The organism is Lentzea xerophila, assembly GCF_051094245.1.
Taxonomy (GTDB): Bacteria; Actinomycetota; Actinomycetes; order Mycobacteriales; family Pseudonocardiaceae; genus Lentzea; species Lentzea xerophila.
In genome coordinates, this window is record NZ_CP194934.1 from 1,536,305 (window position 1) to 1,561,039 (window position 24,735).

Genomic DNA, 24,735 nt, shown 5'->3' on the forward strand with positions numbered 1-24,735 from the left:
AGTGGTCAAAGTGGTATGTGATACACGTCATAGCCACGGCATACTGCTCGGTATGTCAGGGGCCCTAGGAGGCGCTGGTGCTCGAGGCGAACAACCTTGAGGTTGTCTACGACGACGTGATGCTGGTGCTCAGAGGCGTGAGCCTCAGGGTGCCCCAGGGCAAGGTCGTGGCCCTGCTCGGAGCGAACGGAGCTGGGAAGACGACGTTGATGAGGGCCTTCAGCGGGCTCCTCGACGTGCACGACGGCAAGGTCACCAAGGGCTCGATCACGCTCGACGGTGAACCGATTCACCGCCTCTCACCGGCGCGGATCGCCGACCGAGGCATCAAACAGGCCCTCGAGGGCCGCAGAATCCTGGCCGAGCTGACCGTCGAGGAGAACCTCAAGGTCGGCGGCCACGCGCGGCCCAAGAGGCTCAAGCAGAACCTCGACCGCTGCTACGAGCTCTTCCCGCGGCTGCTGGAGCGGCGGAAGCAGAGCGCGGGCTACCTGTCCGGCGGCGAGCAGCAGATGCTCTCGATCGGCCGGGCGCTGATGTCGGAACCGTCCTACCTGCTGCTGGACGAACCCAGCCTCGGCCTCGCGCCGTTGCTCGTGCAGCAGATCCGCGACCTCGTCGTGAAGATCAACGAACAGGGCACCACGGTCCTGCTGGTCGAGCAGAACGCCAGCATGGCGCTGTCCATCGCCGACCACGGCTACGTGCTGGAGACCGGCAAGGTCGTCATGGACAAGCCGGCGGCGGCACTGCTCGCCGACGACGACATCCGCGAGTTCTACCTCGGTCTCGGCACCTCCTCGTTCCGTGCGGTCAAGCACTACAAGCGCAGGAAGCGGTGGCTGTCATGAGCGTCCTGGAAGTCACCGACGTCAGGCTCGCGTTCGACGGCGTCGTGGCCGTCGACGGGGTCTCGTTCACCGTGGAGGAGGGCGAGCTCTTCGCCATCATCGGCCCGAACGGTGCCGGCAAGACCTCCATCTTCAACGTCCTGAGCGGCGTCTACCGGCCGCAGCAGGGCACCGTGCGGTTCCACGGCGACGACCTGATCGGCATGCGCCCGCACCGCATCGCCGCGCGGGGCCTGGCCCGCACGTTCCAGAACATCGAGCTGTTCTCCCACCTCACCGTCGTCGACAACCTCATGCTGGGCCGCCACAACCACATGCGCTACGGCGCGCTGTCGGCGTTCTTCTGGCTCGGCAAGGCCCGCGGTGAGGAGCTGAAGAACAGGGCGGCGGTCGAGGACGTGATCGACTTCCTGGAGCTGGAGCAGTGGCGCCGGTTCCCGGTCGGCCTGCTGCCCTACGGCGTGCAGAAGCGCGTCGAGCTGGGCAGGGCGCTCGCGATGGAGCCGAAGCTGCTCCTGCTGGACGAGCCGGTCGCGGGCATGAACGTCGAGGAGACCGAGGACATGGCCCGGTTCATCCTCGACGTCCGCGAGGAGCTGAACATCCCGATGATCATGGTGGAGCACGACATGGGCCTCGTGATGGACCTCGCCGACCGCGTGATGGTCATGGACTTCGGCCGCCCGATCCGCACCGGCACGCCCGCGGAGGTGCAGTCCGACCCCGACGTCATCCGCGCCTACCTCGGCGAACAGCACAAGAGCGTGACGCCATGACGATCACGACAGTCGTCACCAGGGTGAAGGACCGAGCCGCCCGCACGCCGGAGCGGATCGCGTTGCGGGCCAAGGACTTCGGCATCTGGCAGGAGGTCAGCTGGTCCTGCTACTGGGCGAACGTCGAACTGGTCGGGCACGCGCTGCTCGCACTGGGCCTGCAGCCGGGAGAGCGGGTCGCGATCCACTCCGAGAACCGGCGCGAATGGCTCTACGCCGACCTCGGCATCGTCGCCGCCCGCGGCATCACGGTCGGCCTTTACCCGACGAACCCCGCGGCCGAGGTCGCCTACCTCCTGTCCCACTCGGGCGCCCGGATCCTGATCGCCGAGGACCAGGAGCAGGTCGACAAGGCGTTGCTGGTGCTGGAGGACACGCCCGACCTGGAGTGGATCGTCTACCTCGAACCACGCGGGATCAGGGGCCGTTACGACAACCCGAAACTCCTTGCCTGGGACGACTTCCTGGCGCTGGGAGCACAGCACCGCGACTCGTTCCCCGATGAGCTCACCGAACGGATGGCGGCCGTCGAACCCGGCGACGTCATGACGTTGATCTACACGTCGGGCACCACCGGGCCACCCAAGGGCGCGATGCTCACCGTGGCGAACGTCGAGTTCGCCGTCCACGTGCTGGTGGAGGGCGGCGGTTTCGCTTCGCCACCGCCGTCCTCCGCCGACGTCACGCTGTCCTACCTGCCGTTGTGCCACGTGGCCGAACGCATCTTCACCACGTGGTTCAGCGCGGCCAGCGGTGTGCAGGTCCACTTCGCCGAGTCGATCGAGACGGTGCAGGCGAACCTGCGCGAGGTGCAGCCGACGATCCTGTTCGGTGTCCCGCGGATCTGGGAGAAGGTGCTGGCGGGGGTCAAGATCGGCGTCTCCAGCGCGTCCTGGCTCAAGCGTGCGGTGACCGGGTTCTGGCTCAGCCGCGCCGAGACCATCGGCGAGACGCTCGTGCGGACGGGCGGCAGGCACACCGGGCGGAGCAGGCTGCTCTACGCGCTGGGCTGGCTGTTCTGCTTCCGCGCGCTCAAGGCCAGGATCGGCATGCGGCACGTCCGGTACGCGGCGTCCGGTGCCGCCCCGATCGCCCCGGACGTGCTGAAGTTCTTCATGGGCATCGGGGTGCCGATGCACGAGGTCTACGGCATGACCGAGAACACCGCCGTGGCGACGGGGAACCGGCCGGGGCGGGTCAAGGTCGGCACGGTCGGCGAGCCGCAGCCCGGCACCGAGCTCCGGATCGACTCCGAGACCGGCGAGATCCTCACCCGGCACGGCGGCACGTTCGCCGGCTACTGGCGCGATCCCGAGGCCACGCAACGGGTGCTGAGCAACGGCTGGCTGCACACCGGCGACGTCGGGCAGTGGGTCGACGGCTCGCACGTGAAGATCACTGACCGGATGAAGGACATCATCATCACGGCGGGCGGCAAGAACATCGCACCGTCCGAACTGGAGAACGCGCTCAAGACCTCCCCGTACATCAAGGAAGCCGTGGTGATCGGCGACCAGCGGGCGTACCTGGTGGCGTTGATCGGCATCGAGTACGAGACCGTCGGGCACTGGGCGCAGCAGCGCCGGATTCCCTACACCACCTACCGGGACCTGTCGGAGAAGGCCGAGGTCCTGGAACTGGTGCAGCAGATCGTGACCGACGTGAACGCCAGGTTCGCGACGGTCGAGCAGATCAAGAAGTTCCGGATGTTCCCCAAGGAGCTCGACCACGAGGACGGCGAGCTGACCGCGACGCAGAAAGTGAAGAGATCCGCCCTGGGCAAGATGTTCGACGATCTTGTGGAGAGCATGTATGGATGAGTTTCTCCAGTCGTTGATCCGTGGCCTCGGCACCGGGTCGATCTACTCGCTGCTCGCGCTCGGCTTCGTGATCATCTACAAGTCGACGCGGGTGATCAGCTTCGCGCAGCCGGCGTTCATGCTGGCGGGCGCGGTGCTGGTCTCGTACCTCTCGCCCTCGGTGTCGTTCGTCGGCGCGGTTCTCGTCGCCGCCGTGGTGATCGCGGTGCTCGCGCTGGGCGTCGAACGCACGGTGCTGCGGCCGATGGTCGGCAAACCGGTGTTCGTGGTCGCGATCATCACCATCGGCGTGGACGTCGTGGTCAGGGTCGTCACCAACGCGTTCATCGGCCTGGACGTGCGCCAGGTCGGTGATCCGTGGGGGCTGAACACGATCAGCTTCCTGGGCGCCGAGGTGCAGCAGCGGTACCTCGTGATGATCGCGACGACCGCTGTCGTCACGGTCGCGCTGTTCGCGTTCTTCCGCTACTCGCGGATCGGTCTCGCGATGCGGGCGGTCGCCTACGACCAGGAGGTCGCGCTGGCACAGGGGATCTCGGTCGGGTCGGTGTTCGCGCTGTCCTGGGCGCTGGCCGGCGGGCTCGCGGCGCTGGCCGGGGTGTTCGTCGCGACCGGCGCCGGCGTCGACCAGCAGCTGTGGATCGTGGCGCTGAAGGCGTTGCCCGCGATCATCCTCGGCGGCCTGGAGTCGCTGGGCGGTGCCGTGGTCGGCGGGCTCGCGGTCGGCGTCGTCGAGTCGCTCTTCGGGACCTACCAGGGCGACTTCGCGCCGTGGCTCGGACCGAACTTCGCGCTGGTCGCGCCGTATGCGTTGATGTTGCTGGTGTTGCTCGTCCGACCCTACGGACTGTTCGGGAAGAAGGAGGTGGAGCGGCTGTGAAAGGACTCAAAGGCCGGCCGGAGCTGTACACCTCCTACGGGCAGGACATGGCGTTCCTGAACACGCGTCCCAAACGCGCGTGGACGGGTGGCCTCGTCGTCGTCGCCCTGCTGATGCCGTTCCTCATCACCGACGACCTGCTGCAGTTGCTCGCGACCGGGTTCGTGGCGGCGATCGGCGCGATCGGGCTGAACATCGTCACGGGGTACGCGGGCCAGGTGTCGCTGGGCCACGCGTTCTTCCTCGCGATCGGTGCCTACACGGGTGCGGCGCTGAGCGGGTCCGAGACCGGGCGGGTGATCGGGTTCGGCATCACGTCACTGCCGATCTGGCTGCTGGCCTCGGGTCTGGTGGCCGCGTTCTTCGGTGTGCTGGTGGCGCCGGTGGCGGTGCGGTTGCGGGGCCTCTACCTCGCGATCGTGACGCTGGGACTGGTCTTCCTGGGAGAGCACGTGTTCCGGGAGTGGACGTCGCTGACCGGCGGGCCGGGAGTCGGCCGCCCTGCCGCCGTGCCCGAGCTCTTCGGGGTGCGGCTGGACCGGGACAACGCGGTGTTCACGGCGGCACAACAGCTCTACCTGTTGATGTTCGTGCTGCTGGTGATCTTCGGTGTGCTGGCGCGGAACCTGGTGCGCTCGCGCGTCGGGCGGGCGTTCGCGGCGGTGCGGGACCGCGACCTGGCCGCGTCGGTGATCGGCGTGGACCTCACCAGGTACAAGGTCCTGGCGTTCGCGGTGTCCTCGTTCTACGCGGGGGTCGCGGGCGCGCTGCTGTTCGTGGTGAACGGGTTCTTCGACCCCGGCTCGTTCAACCTGTTGTTGTCAGTGCAGTACATCGCGATGGTGCTCATCGGCGGCGCGGGCACCATCTCCGGAGCGATCATGGGCGCGCTCTTCATCACGCTGCTGCCACGCATCACCAGGGAACTGCCCACGGTGCTGCCGTTCATCAGTGGTGACGCGACCGGCGTGATCACGGTCTTCCAGCTGGAAGCCGTGCTCTACGGCGTGCTCATCATCGTGTTCCTCATCGTCGAGCCACGCGGTTTGTTCGGCATCTGGGTCCGCGTCCGCAACTACTGGCGCACCTGGCCGTTCTCGTACTGAGGAGAGAGATTCCCCATGTCTGGTAAGAGATTGGCAGTCGTATTCGTAGGAGCTCTCGCTCTTGCGGCCTGTCGTGGCGGGGACGGCGCCGCGCCGCAGGAGGGCGCGGGCGGCATCAAGGTCGACGTCGGCGTCACGTCCGAGGCGTGCCCCGACGCCGTCGACAAGTCCAAGGGGTGCATCTACCTGGGCACCATCTCGGACCTCACCGAGGGCCCGTTCAAGACGCTCGCGGTGCCGATCACGGACGCGCAGAAGGCGTTCTGGAAGCGCGTGAACGACAAGGGCGGCATCGGCGGCTACGAGGTCGACGTCACCAAGTACGTCAAGGACAACAAGTACAACCCGCAGATCCACAACCAGGTCTACCAGGAGATCAAGGGCAACATCCTGGCGCTGACGCAGACGCTCGGCTCACCCACCACCGCCGCGATCCTGCCGGACCTCGAGAGCACGCAGATGGTGTCGGTGCCGGCGTCCTGGACGTCGTTGTGGGGCTTCGAGGAGGTCGTGCTGGAGTCCGGCGCGAACTACTGCGTCGAGTCGATGAACACCGTCGACTATGCCGTCGACAAGATGGGCGTGAAGTCCGTGATGGCCGTGCACCTCGCCGGTGACTACGGCGACGACGCGGCGGCCGGCGCGAAGATCGCCGCCGAGAAGCGCGGGCTGACGTTCGAGAGCGTGACCACGCAGACGGGTCAGGACAACCAGGGCGGTGCGATCGACGCCGTGGTGTCGAAGAAGCCCGATCTGGTCGTGCTGACGACCGGCCCGACCGACGCCGCCGTGATCATCGGTCAGGCCGCGGCCCGCGGGTACCAGGGCAAGTTCATCGGCACCTCGCCGACGTGGAACCCCGGCCTGCTGAAGTCGCCGGCCGCTCCCGCGATCAAGGCGTTGTACATGCAGTCGGCGCCGTGGAAGGCGTGGAACACCGAGACCGTCGGTCACACCGCGATGCGTGCGGCGCTGCCCGGCGTCACGCCGAACGACGGCTACACCGCCGGTTGGGTGTGGGCGTACCCGCTGAAGGCGGCACTGGAGAAGGCCGCGCAGAACAAGGACATGACGCGGGCCGGCGTGCTCGCGGCCGTGCGCCAGCTCACCTCGGTGGACTACGAGGGAATGCTTCCTTCGGGTGCGGGTAACTTCGCCGCTTCGCCCCAAGACGCCGCGTTCCGCCAGACGCTCATCTACAAGCCCGACGACGCTGCCCCGACCGGAGTGTCGCTGGTCGAGGAGTTCTTCACCGGTCCGACGGCAAAAGATTTCAAGTTCGAGAAGCCCTGCTACCAATGAACCGAACGGGTGACACTCGACGCTGCTGACCGCACTTGCTGGCTAGTCTCGCTGTGAGCTGGTCGTAGGAGGTTGGTGCGGTGTTGTCGTGCGTCGAGGTTCGCCGATCCGCCGGAGGCCTCCGGTTGTTCGTTCGTCCCCCTGCCGCGTCGTGCTGGAGCGCGCGGCTGGGGTACGAACGGGTGTCGGAGCTGTTGGCCGCGATCCGTCAGGCGGAGTCGTGCTCCGTGCCGGACGTGTCGCTGCGGTACGTGCCCGACCAGCGCACCGGCGAGGCGGAGCTGGCGTGCGAGACGGGGTCCGTTCTGCTGTGCGCCGACGAGGTCTCCGCGTTGCACGACACCCTCCGCGCCCACATGCCGGACCGGATGAAGCCCCTTCCCGCCTGACCCGACCGTGGTGGCGCTGCCCGTTGGGGCAGGCAACCGTGCCCGCCGGGACGCCACTGCGTTGATGGCTCCCGCTGCCGGGGCGCGCGATCGTGGACGACGTGATCCACGAGGTAGACGAGGCTTTGCGCCGCCTGGTGCGGGACGAGGCGTTGCGCGGTTCCGACCTGGAGGTCGCGTTCGACGCGCCGACCAAGGACTGGGCGGCGCGGCGCAACGCGCCCACGGTCAACATCTACCTCTACGACATCCGCGAGGACCTGCGCCGGCGGCAGCGCGGTCTGCTCAACGAGTACGACGCGCAAGGTCAGGTCGCGGCTCGCCATCTGCCGCCGCGGCACATGAAGCTGTCGTACCTCGTCACGGCGTGGACGCAGCGGCCGGAGGACGAGCACCGGCTGCTGTCGGACCTGCTCATGGGGTTCATCGGGTACGACGCCGTGCCGCCGGGCCTGCTCGGCGGCACCCTGGCGGAGCTCGCGCTGCCCGTGCCGATGACCGTTGCCCTGCCGCCGCCGGAGGATCGCGCGTTCGCGGACGTGTGGAGTGCGCTGGGCGGTGAGCTGAAGCCGTCGCTGGACGTCGTGGTGTCGGCGCCGGTGTCGTCCGGCCGCAGGTTCGCCGCCGGGCCGCCCGTGCGGGAGGGCGTGGAGCTGCGGACCGGTTCGGACCGGGTGCGGCACCACGTCTCGGACGACGGTGTGTCGATGCGCAAGGTGGCGCAATGATCTTCGAGCGGATGGCGGGGCTGGAGCGGCGGATCCGGGTGGCGGTGGCCGCGCGCCGGGCCACGGATCCGAACCCCGACGACCCGTTCCGCGGGCTGTACCTGTCCGACGAGGTCATCGAGGCGTTGCTGGACAACGGCCGGGAGCCGTTCGCGCCGTTCACCGGGACCACCGCGGACGGCCGCCTCGGCCGGCTCGCCGCGAAGGCCCAACTGTCCGAAGTGGACGTGGAGCTGCTGCTCGTGGCGCTGGCGCCGGACGTCGACAGCCGGTTCGAGCAGTTCTACGGGTACCTGAACGACGACGTGACGCGGCGCCGGGCGACCGTCGGGCTGGCGCTGCGGTTGTGCGGGCTCGCGGAGGCTGCGCCGCAGGGCCGGTCCCGGCTCGACCCCGGCAGTCCGCTCGTGCGGTGCGGGCTCGTCACCGTGGAAGATCCCGAGCGGCCGTTGCTGAGCAGGTCGTTGCGGGTGCCGGACCGGGTCGGCGCGCATCTGCTCGGTGACGACCGGCCGGATCCGCTGCTCGCCGATGTCGTGACGCTGCCGGGAGATCCGGTGCGGATGCCGGGTGCCGACCGGCTGGCCCGCGGCGTCGAGCGCGGTGTCCGGCTCGTCTACCTGCGCGAGCATCCCGGTGGTGGCGCGGCGGAACTGGCCGTGGCGGGGCTGGCGCAGGCCGGGTTCCCGGCGTTGCTGGTGGACGCGCCACGCCTGACCGACCCGCTCGCGGTGGCGCGGGAGGCGTTGCTCAGGGGTGCGGGGATCGTCGTCGGGCCGGTCGACTCGGGCTTCACGCTGGATCCGTTGCTGCACGACGAGATCCCGGTGGTCGCGTACGGGTCCGGAGCGTGGGAGCCGCGCTGGACGCGGATGCCGCCGTTGCAGCACGACGCGGTGCAGGTGCCGTTCGACGTGCGGGTGGCGTTGTGGCGCGGCGAGCTCGACGGCAAGCTGGCGGGTGGTATCGACCCGGCCGAGGTCACCGCGCACTTCGTGCTGGGGCCCACGCAGATCAGCAGAGCGGCGAACGCGGCCACGGTCTCGGCGCTGGCCGACGACGGCCTGGTCGGCGTGACGCACCTGCGGGCGGGCGCGCGCAGCCAGAACGCGGGGGGCCTGCAGAGGCTGGCCCGTCGCATCGAACCGGCCGTCGGCTGGCCGGACCTGGTGCTGCCCGCACCGGTCACAGCACTGCTGCGCGAGCTCGCGGCCAGGGCGAGGCACCGCGACCGCGTGATCGACGAGTGGCGCATGCGGCCGGGAGGCGGCCGTGGCCGGGGTGTGACGGCGCTGTTCGCGGGCGACTCGGGTACCGGCAAGACGATGTCCGCCGAGGTGATCGCGGCGTCGCTCGGCCTCGACCTCTACACGGTCAACCTCGCGACGGTGGTGGACAAGTACGTCGGCGAGACCGAGAAGAACCTGGAGCGGATCTTCGTCGAGGCGGCCGGCGTGAACGGCGTGCTGCTGTTCGACGAGGCCGACGCGATCTTCGGCAAGCGCTCGGAGGTCCGTGACGCACACGACCGGTACGCGAACATCGAGAGCGCGTACCTGTTGCAGCGCATGGAGTCGTTCGACGGGATCGCGGTGCTGGCCACGAACCTGCGGGCGAACCTCGACGACGCCTTCACCCGCCGCCTAGACGTGATCGTGGACTTCCCGTTGCCCGACGCGGACCTGAGGCGCGGGCTGTGGGACCGCTGCCTGGGCGGCGCGGTGCCGCGGTCGTCCGATGTGGACCTCGACTTCCTGGCGGCGTCCTTCGAGCTGGCGGGCGGGCACATCCGGTCGGCGGCGGTGACCGCGGCCTACCTGGCGGCCGCGGCCGGGCACGTGGTCGGGATGGTCGAGCTGATCGGGGCCGTCGCGCGGGAGTACCGCAAGCTCGGCCGGCTGGTGGGCGAACGGGAGTTCGGCCGCTATTTCGAACTCGCCACGGAGAGAGAAGGTTGTGATGCGCGGGCACGAACACGAGCATGAGACATCGTTGCGCCCCAAGGGCGACCGGCTGCCTCAGGAGGAGACCGACCTGATGGGCCGTGCGGCCGTCGCCGGGCGCCCTGACGTGCTCGGACCTTCGGGCGTGCTTGGCCTGCAACGGGCCGTGGGCAACGCCAGCGTCGGCGACGTCGTCTCGTCCGGCGGGTCGCCGCTGGACGCCGATGTGCGTGAGGACATGGAAGGCCGCTTCGGGCAGGACTTCTCCGACGTGCGGGTGCACACCGGATCCGACGCGCACGAGTCCGCCAAGTCGGTGAACGCGCACGCTTACACCGTCGGGTCGAACATCGTGTTCCAGCGCGACAAGTACGACCCGTCCTCGGACTCCGGCAAGCACATGCTGGCGCACGAGCTGACGCACGTGGTGCAGCAGCGGTCCGGGCCGGTGGAGGGCACGGACACCGGTGGTGGCGTGAAGGTCAGCAGCCCGTCCGACCGGTTCGAGCGCGAGGCCGTCGCCAACGCCGACCGCCTGATGTCCGCCCCCTCTGTGCAGCGTGAGGAGGCGCCCGAGGAGGAGGAGACCGCCCAGACCTACGTGCAGCGGGCCGAGGAGGAAGAAGAGGCCGCCGCCGAGTGAGAGTCCTAGCTGATCGGAGCCGGTGAGCTGGCCTCGGGGACGAGGATCGCGGGCGTGCCGGTGCCGTCCGCCGGTACGGCCCACACGTCGTTCAGGCCGTCGTCGCGCTGGATGCCGTACGCGACGGTCCTGTCGTCGACCCAGGCCGGCTGGTCGTCGATGCTGCGGGTCTCGGCGAGTTCGGTGATCTTCCTGGTGGCAAGGTCGAGCACGGACACCCGCCAGCCCTGTTGCGGGTCGCCGCCGACCGCCTTCTTGTAGGCGATGCGGGTGCCGTCGGGGGACAGCGACGGGCACTCGACGTTGTCCAGGTCCTTGAGCGGGCGGATCCTGCGTGCCGCGAAGTCGCCTTCGAGCAGGTAGCGGTGCCCGCCGGTGGACATGGTGGCGTAGAAGCGGTTGTCGTCGGCGGTGAAGGTGACGCCCCAGTAGTTCGTGTCGACCGGGCGTTGCGGCATGCCCTCGACGGTGAACTCCTCCAGCGACGGCACCAGCGCGCCGGTCTTCGTGTCGAGGATGCCGGTGCTCGTGGAAAACCCGTTGGCGGCGTAGGAATGCCCGTCGACGAACAGCGTCCACGCCACCATCCGGCCGCTGGCGGACACGCGGGTGCGGTTCGGGAACCCGGTCAGTGGCACCGTCCTGAGTTCCTTCAGGTCGCTGTCGAGCACGGCCAGTTCACCTGCTTTGAGAGCACCGACCGGACGCAGGCACGAGATGGTTCCGGCGGCGGAGTACACGCGGTCGCAGCGCTGTTCGGTGACCTCCCGCGACCCGGCCGGATCGGAGCGCGCGACGGTGGAGAGCTTGCCGTTGCTCAAAACCATCAACCTTGGTCCGGCGCCGGTGGGAACGGACTGCGCGGCGTCCTCCGGAGCGGCACCGGACAGCGCGGTGTAACCGACGGCGACACCTCCGAGCAGCACGGCGGCGGTCAGCGTGATCAGCAGGCGGGGGTTCATGAGCGGCGTCCCAGCAGAGCGGCGGTGGTGATCAGGGCGAGGACGACCGCGACAGCGGCGGCCCTGGTGGCGGCCTCGGGGCTGAAGAACTGCCAGGCGAGGCCGAACAGCACGGACGAGCCGAGGTAGGCGAGCGCCTGTCCACTTTGGATCAGCGCGATGCCGGTGGTGCGCAGGCTTTCCGGCAGGACCGGACCTGCCAGCGCCATCAGCACGCCGTCCGTCGCGGCGTAGAAGACGCCGTAGAGCAGCACGACCGCGGCCAGCAGCGGCCAGCCGCCGATCGGTCCGTGCAGCAACAGGTAGACGAGGGTCAGCGCGCCGTAGCCCGCCAGCATGACCTTGAGCCGGCCGATCCTGTCGGCGAGCGCGCCCAGCGGTGCGGCGAGCAGCAGGTAGACCAGGCTCGTGCCGACGGCGAGCAACGGGAACCAGCCGAAGGCCAGGCCCTCCCGCTTCTGCAGCAACAGGTACACGAACCCGTCGCCGATCGTGACCAGGCCGAGCAACGACGCGGCCAGCACGATCCTGCGGACGGCCGGGTCCTTGAGCAACGCGAGCTTGAGGGGTTCCCTGCGCTGCACGGGTTCCGGCCGGTCGCGCACGTAGAGCACGAGGACGAGCACGCCGAACGCGGCGATGCAGAAGCTGGTGACGAACACCGCGTCGAACGACTGGGCCGAGGCGGCGAGCACGGCCATGGCGACCAGCGGTCCGGCGAACGCGCCGATGCCGTCCATCGCCCGGTGCACACCGAACGCCCGGCCCAGGTCACCGCTGGGGGTGGAGAGAGTGATCAGAGCGTCTCTGGGTGCCGTGCGCAGGCCCTTGCCCGCGCGGTCCGCGGTGATCACGAGCCCCAGCGCGGTCAGGGAGTTGCCCGCCGCCAGCAGCCCGAGCTTGGCCCCGGCGGAGATGCCGTAGCCGAAGCCCGCGACGGCCTTGCGCCGGTTGGTCCGGTCGGCGAGGTAGCCGCCGGCGAGTCTGAGCAGAGTCGTGGCGCCGGTGTAGACGCCGTCGATCAGCCCGTACGCGGCCGGGCTGAGCTGGAGGCCGATGACCAGGTACAGCGGCAGGATCGCGGCCACCATCTCCGACGACACGTCGGTGATGAGGCTGACCGTGCCGAGCGCGAAGACGTTGCCGCTCAGCCCTTTCCAGTTCGCCGTCTTGGGTTTGTCGATGGTGGACAGGTACACGCCGGCCTCCAGCAGCCCGTCAGTGACAGTTCGTGGTGCCGCTGTCGGTGTAGGTCTTGCCCGCCTCGGGGACGAACTGCCAGTCGAAGCTGTTGTCGTGCAACGTGAACTTCAGGACGCCGCGAGTACCGGTGTTGCGGGTCTCGCTGTTCGGCTTGATCGTGCCGAAGCCGTACGCGCCCGCGCCGCCCATGCCCGCGACGAACGTCCGGATGCCGCGCGAGTTGTCCAGCGCGCCGCTGGGGTTCTGCGGGGCGAACCGCTCGTACTGGTGGTTGTGGCCGAAGACGACCACGTCCGCGTTGTAGTCGTACAGCGCCTGGAACAACGGCCTGGTGGCCGTCGACGGCGAGTGGTTGGCACCGCTGGTGAACAGCGGGTGGTGCCAGTACGCCGCGGTGCACGGCTTCGTGCTCGCCGCGAGGTCCTGCCGCAGCCACTGCTCCTGCGCGCTGCCCGCGGACATGCTGATGTTGGAGTTCAGCGACACGATGTGCCAGTTGCCGAGGTCGTAGGAGTAGTAGCCCCTGCCCGACGGCCCGGCCTGCGCCCCGAAGTAGTTGTAGTACCCCGTCGCGCCACTGGTGTGGTAGTCGTGGTTGCCGGGCGAAGGCCTGGTGCGTGCCTTGTGCCGGCCCCACGTGGGCTCGTAGTAGGTGGAGAACTGCGAGGCGGTGCCGTCCGGGTAGACGTTGTCGCCCGTGGTCCAGACGGTGCCCTGGATGTTGTCCAGCAGCGCGGCCGTCGCGGTGTCACCGGAACCGGAGTCGGCGATGTCGCCCGCGCCGACCCAGACCGGGTCGCCGGGCGGCGGCGTCGTTCCGCTGGTGACCACGAGCTGCGGCGCGGTGGAGCCGCTCTCCCGTGAGTCGTAGTCGGCGCCGTCCGAGCTGCCGGACGTGATGCCGATGCTGAACGTGCCGTTGCCCGTGACGTAGCTCGTGACGTCGACCTCGTACCAGGCGTTGCGGACCACCGACCCGAGCGAGCCGAGGGTGGCGCCGTCGACGGCGGGCTGGTTGTTCCAGGTCACGGACGTCTCGGTCCAGCTGACGTTGGACATCGACCGGAACGTGCCGCCGTTCGGGCTCTCGGCGCCGGAGACGTTGTCGGTGTGGAGGCGCAGCTTGGCGCTGCTGACCGCGCCGCTGGTGCCGGAGACGGTGAACTTGAGGAACGACCGCTTGACCGGCGAGTTGTCGATGCCGAGCTGGCTCGACGTGCCGTGGTTCGTGCCGGTGGCGGTGCTGTCGACGTACGTGTCGGCGGTGGGGGTGAACGTGATCGTGGCGGCGTGGGCCGCGGTGGAGGCGGTGAGCGTGGCCGCCGTGACGATGACGGTGGAGAGCACGGCTAGGGGAGCCCTGCGACGTGACATGCCTGTCCTTGGTGTGGTGGGCGGACATGGGCCGTCGGCGAGAGTAGGGGCGCGGTGGTTCGGTCACCAATGATCCTTCGGCGGCAGTTGGGTGAACGGTGGGAAAACCCCTCCCAGGGGTGACTGCCCCTTCGGGCAGCCACCGGCTCCCTCCAGCACCGTCGCGTGGTCGTGCCGGGTTCTGCCCGGCCGCTCCAGCATGAGTCGCACAGGGTTCCGTACGACTTGGGAGGCCGTCGATGCCCACCTATCTCTCGCCGGGCGTGTACGTCGAGGAGGTGGAGGCAGGTGCCCGCCCGATCGAGGGCGTGGGCACCGCCGTCGCCGCGTTCGTCGGTTTCGCGGCCAAGGGTGACTACAACACACCGACGCTGGTCTCGAACTGGGCGCAGTACACCGAGAAGTTCGGCGACTTCGCGGAAGGCTGCTACCTGCCGCTCGCGGTCTACGGCTACTTCCTCAACGGCGGCACCAACTGCTACATCGTGCGCGTCGGCGGCGAGAAGTCCGCGAAGGCCCTGCCCGCCGGTGCGCAGGCTCAACTCGGCGGCTACCGGGTCTCGGCTCGCGAGCTCGGCGCCGGAACGCTCTCCGTCGAGGTCGGCGACCCGGCGGGGGAGAACGCGCAGGACGACCGCTTCTCGTTGCTGGTCAAGGACAACGGCAAGGTCGTCGAGACCCACCAGGTCTCCGCCAAGCGCGGCAAGGAGCACGTCGTCACCGTCGTGAACACCGCCTCCAAGCTGATCACGATCGAGGAGGTCGCCGGAGCCTCGCTCGCGAAGCCGGACAAGGCTTCCGTGGCGTTGCGCGAGGCACCCACCCCACCGCCGGCACCGCGCAAGGTCGTGGCGGACGACTACGTGGGCGACGTCGCCGACCGCACCGGCTTCGGCGGCCTGGAGGCCGTCGACGAGATCACGATGGTCTCGGTGCCGGACCTGATGAGCTCCTACCAGCGCGGGCTGATGACGCTGGAGGGCGTGAAGACCGTGCAGGCGGCCATGATCGCGCACTGCGAGCTCATGGGCGACCGCATGGCGATCCTCGACCCGCCGCCGGACCTCACGCCGGACCAGGTGAAGAACTTCAAGCAGGTCGAGGCGGGCTACGACTCGAAGTACGCGACCCTCTACTACCCCTGGATCAAGGTCTACGATCCGTCCACATCGGACAACGTCTTCGTTCCCCCGTCGGGCCACATGGCGGGAGTCTGGGCGCGCACGGACGCGACCCGCGGCGTGCACAAGGCCCCGGCGAACGAGACCGTGCGCGGCGCCGTGGCGTTGCAGACGCAGCTCACCAAGGCCGAGCAGGAACTGCTGAACCCGATCGGCGTGAACTGCATCCGCTCGTTCACCGGCCGCGGCATCCGCGTGTGGGGCGCCCGCACGCTGTCCTCCGACCCGGCGTGGCGCTACCTGAACGTCCGGCGGCTCTTCAACTACCTAGAAGAGTCCATTCTGGACGGAACGCAGTGGGTCGTCTTCGAGCCGAACGACGACGCCCTGTGGGCCCGCATCCGCCGCACCATCGCGGCGTTCCTGGTGATGGAGTGGCGCAAGGGCGCGCTGTTCGGCCTGACGCCCGACGAGGCGTTCTACGTCAAGTGCGACCGCGAGACCAACCCCGCCGAGGGCATCGACCTCGGCCAGGTCGTGTGCGAGATCGGCGTCGCACCGGTGAAGCCCGCGGAGTTCGTCATCTTCCGGCTCGCCCAGCTGCAGGGCGGCACCAGTCTGGTCAACGAGTAAAGGCGGTTCATCGACATGGCACTCCCCGATCTCGACACGTCGGTAGGCCACTCGTTCGGCCTGGAGGTCGACGGCATCACGATCAAACAGATCTCCGAGGTGACCGGCCTGAAGATGGAACAGGACGTCATCGAGCTCAAGCAGAACATGGCCGACGGCAAGTACGTCGTGAAGAAGCTGCCCGGCCGCATCAAGGCGGGCGAGGTCGTCTTCACCCGGGGTCTGACCGCCGACAACTCCTTCGAGAAGTGGGTGAAGGACTCCCGCTTCGGCAAGATGGGCGTCGCCCGCAAGAACGGCGTGGTCGTCGTCTACGACTACGAGGGCGAGGCCATCAAGCGCTACAAGATCATGCGCGCCTGGCCCAAGTCGCTCGAGATCGGCACGCTGAAGGCCGGCGACACCTCCGTGCTGACCGAGAAGCTCACGGTCACCTACGAGGAGATGGAAGTCGAGTGAGAACTTTGTCCATGCAGACGGAGTTCGCGTTCGAGCTCCCCCGCGGCTACGTGGACGACTCGGGGGCGGTGCACCGCTCAGGCGTGATGCGGCTGGCGACGGCCCGCGACGAGCTGATCCCGTTGCGGGACGACCGCGTCCGCGAGAACTCCGCCTACCTGACCGTGGTCCTGCTGGGCCGGGTGGTCGTGCGGCTGGGCTCCGTGACCGACGTGCACGCGGGCATCATCGAGAACCTGTTCGCCGCTGATCTGGCTTTCCTGCAGGACATGTACCGCCGGATCAACAGCGAGGGACACACACGTTCCGCCGTCTTGTGCCCTTCCTGCGGACATGGGTTCGAGGTCGACATCGCGGGTGGGCGTTTGGGGGAATCGTGACGTACGCGCCGGACCGGCTCTACTCGGAGGTCGCGTACGTCGCCTACCACTTCCACTGGTCGCTCGACTCCATTGTGGACCTGGAGCACGCCGAGCGGTTGCGGTACGTGGAGGAGATCGGCCGGATCAACACTCGGATCTCTGCTGGTTGAGGGTTGGTTCTTGGGTTTGTTGCTCGGGTCGTTTGTGGGGAGGTGGGTTGGTCGTGTGGCCCTTTCGGCGGCGGCGTGCTGTCGCCACGCTTCCCGTCGTCCGCTCCGACTGGCGGACCCTGCCGCCCTTGCAGCGTGTTGTCGCACCGCATCCGTTGATCAACCCGGTGTCGGCGTTCTCCGGCCGGTTGACGGCTTGGCAGAACCCGTCTTTTCTGGCCCCTCTGGCTCACGCCGTTGGGCCGTCGGAGCCTTCCGGCGCGATCGCGGATGTGGCCACTCCTGTTGCCGCCTCTCCTCCGGTGGTGTCTCGCAGCGTTGATCCGGCCGGCTCGCGCCCGGTCCAGCGCACGCCCGCTCCGTCGTTGGGCTCGGCAGGTGGGGTGGTGGAGGCTGGGCCGGTCGCTCGTCCGGTGGAGGCGGAGGCCGCGCAGGTTGCCGGTCCGGTGGTGGGGGAGGAGACCGGGCAGGTTGCCAGTTCGGCAGCTGGGGTGGATGCCGCGCCGGCTACTTTGGCTGTCAGCCCCGTGGTGGGACCGGAATCCGCGCGAGCCGCCAGTCCGGTGGTTGGGGTGGAGTCCGGGCAGGTCGTCAGTCGTGCGGTCGAGGTGGAGGCCTCGCCGCCTTCCAAGCCTGTGCTCACAGCGGACGCCGCGCAGGCCGCCACCCCGACGGTAGGGGTGCAGGCTGCGCAGGCCGCCACCCCGACGGTAGGGGTGCAGGCAGCGCAGGTCGCCGGCCCGGTGGCCCCGGCGCGGGGCGCGCAGGTCGCCAGTCCGGTGGCGGGGACGGATGCTTCGCCAGCACCCAGCCCGATGGTCAAGACAGGTGCGGTGCCACCTGGTTCGGTCCCGGAGACGGACTTCGCACCACCGCCCGCTCCGACGGACGGCCCGCCCATGGTCCTGTCCCGCAGCATCGCGGACGAGGCAGCCACCGCACCCCTGCTCGGCTCACCGGCCGGGCCGGACGTCACACCACCGTCCAGCCGGGCGGTAGGGCCGGATGTCAGCCGATCGTCCAGTTCGCCGGCCGGGTCGGATGTCGCACTGCTGTCCAACCCGCCGGTCGGGCCGGCTGCCACACCGACGTCCAGTCGGACGGTCGGGCCGGATGTCCCACCGCCATCCAGCCGGGCGGTGGCGCCGGATGTCGCGTCACCACCCATGCTGGTCTCCCGCATCGACGCCACCTCGGCGCCTCACACCGATGCCGGTTCGGCGCCTCATGCCGCCGCCGAGCCGGTGGAAGCCGCTGCGCCGCTGCTCGGGCTGACCCGGTCGGCGGCCGCTCTCCCGAGCGAACCCGCCGCCGTGCAACGCTCCACCTCCGCTGACCAGCTTCGCCCGGCGCAGCCGCCCACCCGTCCGAGAAGGCTGGGACTGGGCGAACCGATCTCCCCGCTGCTGCAACGCTCCGCCGAGCCCGGCCACCCGGCACCCTCACCCAGGCCCGCCGGCCAACCAGAACCGCCAACCGCGGGACCCGCCGGGCAGACCTCGCCGCTGCCCGCGGAGCCTGTCAGCCCAGCACCCGCCCGGCCCTCCGAGCCAGCCGGCCCAGCACCCGCCCCGCCCTCCAGGACCGTCAGCCAGGCAGACCCACCGCTCGCCAAGCCGGTCCTGCAACGTGCCCCCGACCTCGCAACCCCACCCGAGCCCGCAGCGGCCCTCCCGGCCCAGCCAGACCCATCGCTCACCCGGCCTGTCCTGCAACGAGCCCCCGAGCCCACCGCCGCAACGCCGGCCGGAGCAGGCAGGCACGAGGCGTCTGCTGGGCTTGTCGCGCAACCGGCGTCTGATGCCGGGTCAGGCACAGCGCCACCGATCGGAGCCCACGCACCCACCGGCCCTCTGGTGCAGCGGGCCGCCGACGGCGCGACCGGCACCGCCAGGGCAGAGGAGCGGCCGTTGGTCGGGACCGTCACCCAGGCGATGGTGTCGGACGGCAAGCCTGTCGTGCGGCCGAACGTGCAACGCACCGCTGACACCGAGGCCGCCATGGCGCCGCTGGTCGGCACAGGCGGTCAGTCGATGGTGCCGGACGCCAAGCCGGTCGTGCAGCGGGCAGGCGACACGGCGGTGCAGCACCGCGTTGAGCGGCTCCGACCCGCACCCCCTGTAGTGCAACGAAGAGAAGCGGCGATCCCGAGTACCCCGAACACCCCGAACATGCCGGTCGTGCAGCGAGCCACCGAACCTGAACACCCCGAACATGCCCCAGAGACGGCCGTCCAGGTGGTGGAAGTGCAGCGAACAGCCGAGCCCATAACGGAAAGCCCCGCACCGGCCCAGAACGGCGCGGCACCGGCCCAGAACGGCGCGGCACCGGCCCAGAACGCCGCGGCGCCGCCCCAGAACGCCGAAGAGCTGCTCAGGAAGTTGTACGACCCGCTGCTGCGCCGGCTCAAGGCCGATCTGTGGCTCGACCGTGAGCGTCGCGGGGCGCTCACCGACCTGTGAGGACGTGCCATGACCGCACTGGAGGAAGCCGTCGCCGTCTGCTTCAGCGTGTCGGTGGACAAGGACGACCTGGGGTCCTTCAACAGCTGTGAGGGGCTCGGGTGCGAGTTCGTCATCGAGCAGCGTGAGGAGGGCGGCAACAACGGGATGGTGTGGCAGCTGCCCACGCGCATCAAGTACCCCAACGTGAAGCTGAGCAGGCCGGTCACCAGCGACAGCCAGAAGATCACGAACTGGATCGCGGGCATGGCGGCGGGCGTCAAGCGCAGGACCGCGGTCATCGAGGCGAAAACCTTGGAGGGTAAGACGATTGCCAGCTGGTCGCTCGCCGAGGTGGTGCCGGTCAGGTGGACCGGGCCGCAGCTCAGCGCGGAGCAGACCAAGGTCGCCACCGAGACGCTCGAGCTGGCGCACCACGGGTTTCTGGACGCGCGATGACCGTCACGTTCACGAGCGCGGGCTCGGCCACCACGTCCAAGAAGATGGAGCACGCGTCCCTCACCGTGCACGAGCCGCCCAAGCCGGGTGGGCTGCAGAAGCCGGGGGCGCAGCTCGACGAGATCAAGTTCCAGTTCAACCCCAAGGAGCTCACGCTCGCCAAGAACGCCAAGTGGCAGCGGCAGACGCAGCCCAACGCGGCCAAGGCGGGCGTGCCCGAGTTCAAAGGGGCCGAACCGGCCAAGCTCGCACTGGAGATCTTCCTCGACTCCACGGACACTATGGGCGACGCGACCATCAAGAAGGTCGAGCAGCTCTTCAACCTCACCGTGCCCACAAAGGACTCCCGGCAGAACGGCAAGGGCAGTCCGCCGTGGGTCATCTTCAAGTGGGGCACCACGACCGGCTTCCCGAGCTACGTCTCCAGTGTCACGGCCAAGTACACGCTCTTCACCCCCGGCGGCATGCCGGTCAGGGCGCTCTGCACGGTCAACCTGGAGGAGGTCAGCGGTGAACCCGGCGGGCAGAACCCGACCAGCGGCGCGCTGGCGGCCAGGAACTCGCACACGCTCACGGCCGGCGACTCGCTGCAAAGCCTGGCGTACCAGGCGTACGGCAGCCCCGAGCTGTGGCGCCACATCGCCGAGGCCAACGAGATCGACGACCCGATGCGGCTCAGGCTCGGCACGACCGTCCTCGTTCCGGCGCTGGAGGAGATCGAGCATGGCTAACGAGAGCTTCTCCAACAACCTCACCATCGAGGTCGACGGCAAGGCGCTGCCCGCGGACGTCAAGCTGCTGCTGACCTACGCCTACGTCGACGACAGCCGCAACCTGCCCGACATGTTCGTGCTGCGGTTCCGCGACCCCGGCCACGTCGTGCTCGCCAAGGGCGGGTTCAAGATCGGCGCGCGGGCCGTGCTCAAGGTGCAGACCGCCGACCCCGGCGGGCCGAAACCGTTGATGAGCGGTGAGATCACGGCGGTCGGCGTCGAGCTCGACGCGCAGGGCACGTTCACCGAGGTGCGGGGCTACGACGAGGCGCACCGGCTGTTCCGCGGCAGGCGCGTCGCTGTCTACCCGAACATGACGGTCGCGGACGTCGTCAGGAAAGTCGCCGCACGCGCGGGCATCGCAGCGGGCGAGATCGACAACGTGCCGGGTTTCGGCGGCCGCCCGGACACGCAGCTCAGCCAGGACAACGTCAGCGACTGGGACTTCCTGAGCCGCCTGGCCCGCACCGTCGGCGCGCAGATCGCGGTCAGGGACGGCAAGCTCGGCTTCACGCTGCCCGAACCACCGGCCACGGCGCCGAACGTGAAGGCCAAGGCCAAGTCGGACCCGCTCGTTCTCGAGATGCACAGCACGCTCGTCGCGCTCAGGGCCGGCATCACGACCGCGGGCCAGGTCCCCGAGGTGCAGGTCAGGGGCTGGGACTTCGAGAACAAGCAGGAGGTCCTCGCGACGGCGGCACCGACCACGGCGGGAGTCGAGGTCGCGCAGGCGAATCCCGTGGCGCTCGCGAACAGGTTCAAGGCGCCACCTCACCTCGAGGCCGGGCAGCCCTACCGGACGCACGCCGAGGCCAAGGCGGCGGCGGAGGCGCTCGCGGCCCAGCTCGGCGGCTCCTGCGCGGAACTCACCGGTGTGGCAAGGGGAAACCCGCTGCTCAAGGCGGGCACCGCGGTCGCGCTCACCAACGTCGGCGAACCGTTCCAGGGCAAGTACACCCTCACCAGCACCAGGCACCTGTTCGCCGAGCACACCGACTACACCACGGAGTTCACCGTGTCGGGCAGGCAGGAACGCTCGCTCTACGGACTGGTCCACAACGCGAAGGACAGGCCGCTCAACGGACTCGTCCCCGCCATCGTCACGAACGCCAAGGACCCGCTGCGACTCGGCCGCGTCCAGGTGAACTTCCCTTGGCTGGCAAAGGATCTCACCAGCGTCTGGGCGCGCACGGTGCAGCAGGGTGCCGGGGCGAACCGCGGCACGGTGGTACTGCCCGAGGTCGGCGACGAGGTGCTGGTCGGCTTCGAGCACGGCGAGTTCGACGCGCCGTACGTGCTCGGCGGCCTCCACAACGGCAAGGACAAACCTCCCAAGCTCGGCAAACCCGTGGTCGACGGCTCCAGCGGCGAGATCGCGGCGCGCGGGTTCGTGAGCCGGAGGGGGCACCGGGTCGAGTTCGTCGAGGACGACGGCGTCCTGATCTCCAGCGGTGACGGGAAGTTCGTCGTCAGGCTCGACCAGAAGGCGCAGCACATCGAGATCACCAGCGGCAAGTCCATCAGCGTCAAGGCGCGCAACGGCATCACCGTCGACGCCGGCGCGGGCCCGCTGGAGCTCAAGGGACAGAAGGTGTCCGTCACGGCGCAGGCCGAGCTCAAGGCGGAGGGCGCCCAGGTCAAGATCGCCGGCCAAGCGCAGACGGAGGTCACGGCCGGTGGCCCGCTCACCGTCAAGGGCGCGATCGTCAAGATCAACTAAGAGGAACCATGCCTCCCGCAGCCAGAATCGGCGACCTGACCGCACACCCCGGCGTCATCACCGGCCCCGGTGTGCCGACCGTGCTCATCGGCGGCAAGCCCGCCGCGACGGTCGGGGACCTGCACACGTGCTCGTTCCCGCCGCCCGCCGTGCACCCGCCGACGCCGATCGTCCCGCCGGGCTGCCCGACCGTGCTGATCGGCGGCAAGCCCGCGGCCCGCGTGACCGACCTGAGCGGCTGCGGCGCGCCGATCCTGTCGCCCGGCTGTCCCACTGTCCTGATCGGAGGGTGATGGAGTTCATCGGCAGGGGCCTCAGCTTTCCCGTCCGCACCGACGCGACGGGCTCGGTGGCGCTCGTCGACGGCGACCGCGAGATCGTCGAGAGCATCCGGCTCATCCTCGCGACGGCGCCGGGTGAACGCCCGATGCGACCCGAGTTCGGCTGCGCGATCCACGACCTGGTGTTCGCGCCCGCCGACTCCACGACGGCCGGGCAGATCGCCTACGAGGTGCGGCAGTCGCTGGAGCGGTGGGAGCCGCGCATCGACCTCACCGACGTCGTCGTCGACTTCGCCGAGGCCGGCCACGGCACCCTGCTGATCGACATCCGTTACACCCTGCGCAACACCAACGACCCGCGCAACCTCGTCTTCCCGTTCTACGTCATACCGCCGCACGAGGACGGTGCGTGATGCCGCTTCCGCTGCCGAACCTGGACGACCGGCGCTTCCAGCAGCTCGTCGACGAGGCCAAACGCCGCGTCCAGCAACACTGTCCCGAGTGGACGGACCACAACGTGTCCGACCCCGGTGTCACGCTGATCGAGACCTTCGCGCAGATGGTCGACGAGCTGATGTACCGGCTCAACCGGGTGCCCCGGCTGCACTACCTGAAGTTCCTCGACCTGATCGGCGTGGAACTGTTCGCGCCGACCGCCGCGCGCGTGGACGTCACCTACTGGCTGTCGGCACCCCAGGAGGCCCCGGTCGAGATCCCGCTGGGCAACCAGGTCGCGACGCAGCGCAGGGGAATCGAGGAGCCGGTCGTCTTCACGGTCGACCGCCCGCTGACGATCGTCCCCTGCGCACTCGCGCATCTGGCGACGGCGACGGCGAACGGCCAGCCCGTCGACCGCACCGACGACCTCAGGGCGGCCAAGGAACCGGCGGCGTTCGGCGAGCAGCCGGAACCGGGCGACGCCGTGCTGTTCGGACTGTCTGCCGCCGTCCCCGGCTGCGCGGTGCTGCTCAGGTTCGACTGCGAGCCGATGGGCTCCGGCATCAACCCGGCCGACCCGCCCTGGGCGTGGGAGGCCTGGACCGGCGAGGGCTGGGCCGCCTGCGAGGTCGACCACTTCACCAACGGCGGCTTCAACTCCGCGGGTGACGTCGTCGTGCACGTCCCGCCCGGCCACACGACGTCGGTCCTGGCCAGGCAACGCGCGGGCTGGTTGCGGTGCCGCGCCGCCGAACTGTGGCCGGACCAGCCGTTCTACCAGCGCTCACCGCGGATCCGCGACGTCACCGCCGCCACGATCGGCGGCACCACCGAGGCCGTGCACGCCGACGTGGTCAAGGGCGAGACCATCGGCGTCTCGGAAGGAGTTGCGGGGCAACGCTTCCCGCTCGCCCGTACCCCGGTCGTCGCCGGCGCGCCGATCACCGTCGAGGTCGCGACCACGGACGGCTGGGACACCTGGACCGAGGTCCCCGCCTTCGTCGAGTCGAGCCCGGACGACCGGCACTTCCAGCTCGACAACACCGGGGGCCAGATCATCTTCGGCCCTGCCGTGCGCCGGCAGGACGGCACGCTGCGCCACTACGGCGCCGTTCCGGCCAAGTCGGCCGCGATCCGCGTCCCTGAGTACCGGACCGGTGGCGGGACGAGGGGCAACGTCGCGCGCAACCTCGTGACCGTGCAACGGGATCCGGTCCCGTTCGTGAGCAACGTGACGAACCGCAAGCCCGGCCGTGGCGGTGTCGCGGGGGAGTCCGTCGAGGACGCGGCCCTGAGAGGCCCGCTGTCGCTGCGGACCCGCGATCGGGCGGTGACGGCCGAGGACTACGAGATCCTCGCCAGGGAGGCCGCTCCGGAGGTCGCACGGGTGCGGTGCGCGCCGGGGGACGACGGGGTCCGGGTGCTGGTCGTGCCGGCCGTGCCCACGCACGAGGAACCGAACTTCGCGGCCTTCCAGGTCGACCAGGAGACCCTCGAACGGATCGCCCGCCACCTCGACACCCGCAGGTGCGTCGGGGCGCGGGTGAGCGTGGAACCGCCGTTCTACCAGGGCGTCACGGTGGTCGCGGACCTCAAGGCGCGACCCGGCGCGCCGACCGAGGCGGTGCGCGCACGGGCGATGGACGCGTTGAGCGACTACCTCGACCCGATCGGCGGCGGCGCGGACGGCGACGGGTGGCCGTTCGGGCGGCCGGTGCACTCGGGCGAGGTGTACGCGGTGCTGCAACGGATCGCGGGCGTCGAGCTGGTCGAGGACGTGCGGCTGTTCGCGGCGAACCTGGTCACCGGCGAGCGCGGGCAGGCGGTGCAACGGGTGGACCTGCCGCCGCACGGCCTCGCTTTCTCGTACGGGCACCAGGTGCGAGTGGTGAGGAGCTGAC

24 protein-coding genes are annotated in these 24,735 nt (G+C 69.5%); 21 read left to right on the top strand and 3 right to left on the bottom strand.

The features are described 5' to 3' along the window. Positions 1-74 precede the first annotated feature (74 nt). From ACRSBM_RS07575 to ACRSBM_RS07620, 10 genes are all read left to right on the top strand, one after another. Complete coding sequence (locus ACRSBM_RS07575; protein WP_434453007.1) at positions 75-851, top strand: ABC transporter ATP-binding protein; 777 nt, start codon at positions 75-77, stop codon at positions 849-851. Continuing rightward, positions 848-1,627 carry an ABC transporter ATP-binding protein gene (locus ACRSBM_RS07580; protein WP_434441042.1) on the top strand — a complete coding sequence of 260 codons (780 nt, stop codon included), beginning with the start codon at positions 848-850 and terminating at the stop codon, positions 1,625-1,627. Before ACRSBM_RS07575 ends, ACRSBM_RS07580 begins: the two co-directional genes overlap by 4 nt. Next, positions 1,624-3,447: an AMP-dependent synthetase/ligase gene (locus ACRSBM_RS07585; protein ID WP_434441045.1), complete on the top strand. Its 1,824-nt coding sequence runs from the start codon at positions 1,624-1,626 to the stop codon at positions 3,445-3,447. The genes ACRSBM_RS07580 and ACRSBM_RS07585 overlap by 4 nt, the downstream gene beginning before the upstream one ends. After that, positions 3,440-4,327, top strand: coding sequence for a branched-chain amino acid ABC transporter permease (locus tag ACRSBM_RS07590; protein ID WP_434441048.1), 888 nt, complete (start codon positions 3,440-3,442; stop codon positions 4,325-4,327). The genes ACRSBM_RS07585 and ACRSBM_RS07590 overlap by 8 nt, the downstream gene beginning before the upstream one ends. Beyond that, positions 4,324-5,433, top strand: a complete 1,110-nt coding sequence (locus ACRSBM_RS07595) for a branched-chain amino acid ABC transporter permease (protein ID WP_434441051.1) — start codon at positions 4,324-4,326, stop codon at positions 5,431-5,433. Before ACRSBM_RS07590 ends, ACRSBM_RS07595 begins: the two co-directional genes overlap by 4 nt. Before the next feature lie 30 nt (positions 5,434-5,463). Further along, positions 5,464-6,735 carry an ABC transporter substrate-binding protein gene (locus tag ACRSBM_RS07600; RefSeq protein ID WP_434441054.1) on the top strand — a complete coding sequence of 424 codons (1,272 nt, stop codon included), beginning with the start codon at positions 5,464-5,466 and terminating at the stop codon, positions 6,733-6,735. Positions 6,736-6,917: 182 nt separating this feature from the next. Then, positions 6,918-7,124: a hypothetical protein gene (locus tag ACRSBM_RS07605; protein ID WP_434441056.1), complete on the top strand. Its 207-nt coding sequence runs from the start codon at positions 6,918-6,920 to the stop codon at positions 7,122-7,124. A gap of 101 nt (positions 7,125-7,225) precedes the next feature. Continuing rightward, positions 7,226-7,852, top strand: coding sequence for a DUF4255 domain-containing protein (locus tag ACRSBM_RS07610; protein ID WP_434441059.1), 627 nt, complete (start codon positions 7,226-7,228; stop codon positions 7,850-7,852). After that, positions 7,849-9,837, top strand: coding sequence for an ATP-binding protein (locus ACRSBM_RS07615; protein ID WP_434441062.1), 1,989 nt, complete (start codon positions 7,849-7,851; stop codon positions 9,835-9,837). Before ACRSBM_RS07610 ends, ACRSBM_RS07615 begins: the two co-directional genes overlap by 4 nt. After that, positions 9,812-10,438 (top strand): eCIS core domain-containing protein, encoded by a 627-nt coding sequence (locus ACRSBM_RS07620; protein WP_434441065.1) that lies wholly within the window; start codon positions 9,812-9,814, stop codon positions 10,436-10,438. The genes ACRSBM_RS07615 and ACRSBM_RS07620 overlap by 26 nt, the downstream gene beginning before the upstream one ends. Before the next feature lie 5 nt (positions 10,439-10,443). Here ACRSBM_RS07620 and ACRSBM_RS07625 read toward each other — a convergent pair whose 3' ends face one another. Genes ACRSBM_RS07625 through ACRSBM_RS07635 form a run of 3 tightly spaced genes read right to left on the bottom strand, consistent with a single transcriptional unit; the run spans position 10,444 to position 13,977 of the window. After that, on the bottom strand, positions 10,444-11,400 hold the full coding sequence (locus tag ACRSBM_RS07625) for a TolB family protein (RefSeq protein WP_434441068.1): 957 nt from the start codon (positions 11,398-11,400) through the stop codon (positions 10,444-10,446). Next, entirely contained in the window at positions 11,397-12,599 is a 1,203-nt protein-coding gene (locus tag ACRSBM_RS07630) for an MFS transporter (protein WP_434441071.1), read from the bottom strand. Before ACRSBM_RS07630 ends, ACRSBM_RS07625 begins: the two co-directional genes overlap by 4 nt. A 19-nt stretch (positions 12,600-12,618) precedes the next feature. Continuing rightward, positions 12,619-13,977, bottom strand: coding sequence for a CBM96 family carbohydrate-binding protein (locus ACRSBM_RS07635; protein ID WP_434441074.1), 1,359 nt, complete (start codon positions 13,975-13,977; stop codon positions 12,619-12,621). 239 nt (positions 13,978-14,216) lie between these two features. Here ACRSBM_RS07635 and ACRSBM_RS07640 point away from each other — a divergent pair, with 239 nt between their 5' ends. The 11 genes from ACRSBM_RS07640 to ACRSBM_RS07690 all read left to right on the top strand — a co-directional run bounded on the left by ACRSBM_RS07640 (position 14,217) and on the right by ACRSBM_RS07690 (position 24,734). Then, complete coding sequence (locus ACRSBM_RS07640) at positions 14,217-15,731, top strand: phage tail sheath family protein (protein WP_434441077.1); 1,515 nt, start codon at positions 14,217-14,219, stop codon at positions 15,729-15,731. 15 nt (positions 15,732-15,746) lie between these two features. Next, the gene (locus ACRSBM_RS07645; protein WP_434441080.1) at positions 15,747-16,190 is read left to right on the top strand and encodes a phage tail protein; all 444 of its coding nucleotides are present in this window, start codon (positions 15,747-15,749) and stop codon (positions 16,188-16,190) included. Between the two features lie 11 nt (positions 16,191-16,201). After that, positions 16,202-16,570 carry a hypothetical protein gene (locus ACRSBM_RS07650; RefSeq protein ID WP_434441083.1) on the top strand — a complete coding sequence of 123 codons (369 nt, stop codon included), beginning with the start codon at positions 16,202-16,204 and terminating at the stop codon, positions 16,568-16,570. Next, positions 16,567-16,722 (top strand): DUF6760 family protein, encoded by a 156-nt coding sequence (locus ACRSBM_RS07655; RefSeq protein WP_434441086.1) that lies wholly within the window; start codon positions 16,567-16,569, stop codon positions 16,720-16,722. Before ACRSBM_RS07650 ends, ACRSBM_RS07655 begins: the two co-directional genes overlap by 4 nt. A 1,856-nt stretch (positions 16,723-18,578) precedes the next feature. Continuing rightward, positions 18,579-19,184, top strand: coding sequence for a hypothetical protein (locus tag ACRSBM_RS07660; protein ID WP_434441089.1), 606 nt, complete (start codon positions 18,579-18,581; stop codon positions 19,182-19,184). Between the two features lie 9 nt (positions 19,185-19,193). After that, entirely contained in the window at positions 19,194-19,622 is a 429-nt protein-coding gene (locus ACRSBM_RS07665; RefSeq protein ID WP_434441092.1) for a phage tail protein, read from the top strand. After that, positions 19,619-20,353 (top strand): peptidase M23, encoded by a 735-nt coding sequence (locus ACRSBM_RS07670; RefSeq protein WP_434441095.1) that lies wholly within the window; start codon positions 19,619-19,621, stop codon positions 20,351-20,353. The genes ACRSBM_RS07665 and ACRSBM_RS07670 overlap by 4 nt, the downstream gene beginning before the upstream one ends. Beyond that, the gene (locus ACRSBM_RS07675; RefSeq protein ID WP_434441098.1) at positions 20,346-22,115 is read left to right on the top strand and encodes a VgrG-related protein; all 1,770 of its coding nucleotides are present in this window, start codon (positions 20,346-20,348) and stop codon (positions 22,113-22,115) included. The genes ACRSBM_RS07670 and ACRSBM_RS07675 overlap by 8 nt, the downstream gene beginning before the upstream one ends. Before the next feature lie 8 nt (positions 22,116-22,123). Further along, entirely contained in the window at positions 22,124-22,408 is a 285-nt protein-coding gene (locus ACRSBM_RS07680) for a PAAR domain-containing protein (protein WP_434441101.1), read from the top strand. Then, positions 22,408-22,809, top strand: coding sequence for a GPW/gp25 family protein (locus tag ACRSBM_RS07685; RefSeq protein WP_434441104.1), 402 nt, complete (start codon positions 22,408-22,410; stop codon positions 22,807-22,809). The genes ACRSBM_RS07680 and ACRSBM_RS07685 overlap by 1 nt, the downstream gene beginning before the upstream one ends. After that, positions 22,809-24,734 (top strand): putative baseplate assembly protein, encoded by a 1,926-nt coding sequence (locus ACRSBM_RS07690; protein ID WP_434441107.1) that lies wholly within the window; start codon positions 22,809-22,811, stop codon positions 24,732-24,734. Before ACRSBM_RS07685 ends, ACRSBM_RS07690 begins: the two co-directional genes overlap by 1 nt. Position 24,735 lies beyond the last annotated feature (1 nt).

Bases quoted from the DNA above. Each gene is read 5' to 3' on its own strand.
- ACRSBM_RS07580 (WP_434441042.1), top strand. From the start codon at position 848: ATGAGCGTCCTGGAAGTCACCGACGTCAGGCTCGCGTTCGACGGCGTC.
- ACRSBM_RS07585 (WP_434441045.1), top strand. From the start codon at position 1,624: ATGACGATCACGACAGTCGTCACCAGGGTGAAGGACCGAGCCGCCCGC.
- ACRSBM_RS07590 (WP_434441048.1), top strand. From the start codon at position 3,440: ATGGATGAGTTTCTCCAGTCGTTGATCCGTGGCCTCGGCACCGGGTCG.
- ACRSBM_RS07615 (WP_434441062.1), top strand. From the start codon at position 7,849: ATGATCTTCGAGCGGATGGCGGGGCTGGAGCGGCGGATCCGGGTGGCG.
- ACRSBM_RS07620 (WP_434441065.1), top strand. From the start codon at position 9,812: ATGCGCGGGCACGAACACGAGCATGAGACATCGTTGCGCCCCAAGGGC.
- ACRSBM_RS07625 (WP_434441068.1), bottom strand. From the start codon at position 11,400: ATGAACCCCCGCCTGCTGATCACGCTGACCGCCGCCGTGCTGCTCGGA.
- ACRSBM_RS07635 (WP_434441074.1), bottom strand. From the start codon at position 13,977: ATGTCACGTCGCAGGGCTCCCCTAGCCGTGCTCTCCACCGTCATCGTC.
- ACRSBM_RS07640 (WP_434441077.1), top strand. From the start codon at position 14,217: ATGCCCACCTATCTCTCGCCGGGCGTGTACGTCGAGGAGGTGGAGGCA.
- ACRSBM_RS07645 (WP_434441080.1), top strand. From the start codon at position 15,747: ATGGCACTCCCCGATCTCGACACGTCGGTAGGCCACTCGTTCGGCCTG.
- ACRSBM_RS07650 (WP_434441083.1), top strand. From the start codon at position 16,202: ATGCAGACGGAGTTCGCGTTCGAGCTCCCCCGCGGCTACGTGGACGAC.
- ACRSBM_RS07665 (WP_434441092.1), top strand. From the start codon at position 19,194: ATGACCGCACTGGAGGAAGCCGTCGCCGTCTGCTTCAGCGTGTCGGTG.
- ACRSBM_RS07670 (WP_434441095.1), top strand. From the start codon at position 19,619: ATGACCGTCACGTTCACGAGCGCGGGCTCGGCCACCACGTCCAAGAAG.
- ACRSBM_RS07675 (WP_434441098.1), top strand. From the start codon at position 20,346: ATGGCTAACGAGAGCTTCTCCAACAACCTCACCATCGAGGTCGACGGC.
- ACRSBM_RS07680 (WP_434441101.1), top strand. From the start codon at position 22,124: ATGCCTCCCGCAGCCAGAATCGGCGACCTGACCGCACACCCCGGCGTC.
- ACRSBM_RS07685 (WP_434441104.1), top strand. From the start codon at position 22,408: ATGGAGTTCATCGGCAGGGGCCTCAGCTTTCCCGTCCGCACCGACGCG.
- ACRSBM_RS07690 (WP_434441107.1), top strand. From the start codon at position 22,809: ATGCCGCTTCCGCTGCCGAACCTGGACGACCGGCGCTTCCAGCAGCTC.